Annotated in this window: 2 protein-coding genes; both read left to right on the forward strand. The window is 44.4% G+C overall.

The features are described from left to right. A partial coding sequence (locus tag RYL27_RS11270; protein ID WP_314967211.1) for an ABC transporter permease occupies positions 1–1,869 on the forward strand: 1,869 nt, incomplete at its 5' end. A gap of 133 nt (positions 1,870–2,002) precedes the next feature. After that, on the forward strand, positions 2,003–2,928 hold a 926-nt coding region (locus RYL27_RS11275), incomplete at its 3' end, for an erythromycin esterase family protein (protein WP_314967212.1).

Consider the following 2,928-nt stretch of genomic DNA (forward strand, 5'->3'; position numbering starts at 1 on the left):
CGTCATAGGGACTTGCCCCTTTTTATCCAAGTCGGTACGATTCTTCTTTGCATTTTCACCTTTATTTTTATCCAATATGCAGTCAATTTCATGCTGAAGAAACGAAATAAGGAGTTTGCGCTTTATGGCATTTTGGGCTTGGAGAAGAAGCATATCCGAAAGATTATTGCCATTGAATTTTTCTGCCTCTTTGCCTTTATCTTCGTACTGAGTATTGTGGGGGGATATCTTTTTGGGCAAATGGTCTTTCTCATGCTGAATTTCATCATGAAAGATGTGTCGGGGAGGCTGATGGACTTTCCCTTCAGTTTTTCCGCCCTGTTCTATACTACAGTTTTGCTGTTGTGCCTCTATCTTTTCACCTTGCTACGCAGCAGTTTTCGGATTTCCTTTTCTACCCCGATGGAGCTTTTACAAAAAGGACATGAGGGGGAGGGTGAACCGAAGTCGAGAGTGCTTCTGTCTCTCATCGGCTTCCTGTTCCTCGGCATCGGCTACGGGATTGCGCTCTTTATCCAAGGTTTACTGTCTTCCTTTAATTACTTTTTCCTTGCAGTACTGGCGGTAATTTTTGCGACCTATCTTTTGTATATTTCCTTTTCCGTGCTGATTTTGAAAATGGAGAAAAAGCGCCCTTCTTACTACAAGCCGGAGAAGTTCTTAAGCATCAGCGGACTTCTCTATCGTATCAGGGGAAATGCGGTTTCCCTTGCGAGCATCTCCATCTTAAGTACAGGAGTGATTTTGAGCCTTGCCACCACCATTTGTATGTATGCAAATATTCAGAATAAGGGAAACAGTTTATTTTCCAGAGAATACAGTATGGAGCTTTCCCCATTTTCCTATCCGGAAAAGGAAGGGGAAGACTTGAAGCAGTCTTTAAACCAAATGGTGCTGGAAAGCGTGAATTCGCCCACCGAGGTAGAGGGTTTATATAGCATGGCAACGCTTGCTACGGGAGGGTTTGTAGAGGACGGTCAAATCCTGCCTGTCCAAAAGCAAGAGAACATGGCGAATGCTAAAGATCCCAATATGATTATCCTTTATGATTTAGCCGGCTACAATGCCCGTTTTCAGAAGCATCTTTCTTTAGGGGAAAATGAAATTCTGCTTTGCAACAATAGAAATACACCGAAGGAGCCGGGCAGTTTGAAAATCGGAGATCGGGTGTTTCAGGTGAGCTCTATTGAAAATATCTTGCCGGTGGATATGGTGGCTTTAGGAAGCTACGGTATTGTGGTGCGGGATCTTGCTACGATGCAGTATATAGAAAAATATTTACAGCCAAAGGCGCATAGCGGTGAATCCACTGCCATCGAATTTAGCACTCATTGGAATCTGAAAGGAATTTCCGGGGAGGCATATCAGCCGAAGTACAGCGCCTTAAAGAAACAGCTAAAGGCATTTTCAGAAAAAAATTTCAAGGGAAACGCCAGATATTCTGTAGAAAATAAGGACGAATACCTGCAATCACAATATGAAGTAAACGGCGGTTTTTTATTCTTAGGGGTGCTGATCGGCATCATTTTCCTGACAGGCACCGTATTAATCAGCTACTACAAGCAAATCAGCGAAGGCTATGAAGACAGAGAAAAGATGCAAATCATGAAGAAGTTGGGGCTTTCCGACCGTTTGATTCAGAAGACAGGGGCCTCTCAGATTTTGTGGCTGTTCTTCGGTCCCTTAGCGGTGGCAACCCTGCACTGCCTCGTAGCCTCCAAGATTGTTTTTAGACTGCTGGGACTTTTCGGAGTGGGAAGTCTGACCCTTTATGCCGGCTGTTTGTCCGCGGTACTTCTTGTCTTCGCGCTGGTTTATCTTGTGATTTTCCGGCTGACCAAGAAAGCCTACACGCGGATAGTAGAATAAGAACTATTCTTTACGGAGAGGGTGAATTGTGGAAAGAACATACTATTTATGGAGAGAACGTTCGGATTTTGAAATGAGAAAATCCTCTTAACGTACGTTTGGTTTTGGAACAGGGAAAGTGAGGAAGAAAGAGATGAAAATGATAGGGAAACTTTTGAAACTTGTAGGAAAAGTTGTTCTTACGCTGCTAGCCTTTCTGTTTGTCTATGTTTTGCTTTATTTTGGAAAATTAAAGTTCGAGGAATTGCAGGCTCACCGAGAAATCAAAGAGGTTCAGGCGGAAATGAAGCCCCTCTCCGCAGAGTATATACCGGAGAATATTTCGATTCTTTCTATCGGAGAGGCTGCCCATGGCTGTAAAGAAATGCAGGAGCTAAAGCTGTCTGTTTTCAAGGAAATGGTGGAGAAACGGGGCTTTACGGCATTTGCCCTGGAAGCGGACTATGGGGAGTGCGCGGAAATAAACCGCTATATTCAAGGGGGAGAAGGAAGCGCGGAGGAAATGGTACAGAAGTTTGCCTTTCCCATTTACCATACCAAAGAAATGGCAGAGCTCATTTCCTGGATGCGGGAGTGGAATGAAAGTGCTCCGGAGGAGAAAAAGGTCCGCTTCTACGGCTTTGATATGCAAGATCCTGAGGGAAGTTATGCCTTTTTAAAGGAATACAGCCTGTCTCATAAGCTGACGACCGAAGAAGAGTTTTCAAAAAATCTGGACTGCATCAAGGGTGAGAATTTCAGTTTAAATGCAACGAATGCAGGAGAAGTCATCGCCTTTTTGGACAGCTTAAAGGAAAAGGCGGAGAAGAGTCCGGAACCGGCGCAGAATGGGGCGGGAAACATAGCGGATGAGCAGGACGCTACAGAAAAGCAAGCCTCCAATGACCATCAGGGCGGTATAGATAAACAAGCGTTTAAGGAGAATCAAGACTTTCTGATGGAGTTAAATACTGTCCGCCAAGCGGCGGAAACCTGGCTTTCCAAAGAGGATTCCTCTGTCCTTCGGGACCGGGATATGGAAGAAAATGTGAAGAAAATCCTGGAAATAGAGCAAAAAAT

The organism is Oribacterium sinus, assembly GCF_963537195.1.
GTDB classification, from domain to species: domain Bacteria; phylum Bacillota; class Clostridia; order Lachnospirales; family Lachnospiraceae; genus Oribacterium; species Oribacterium sinus_A.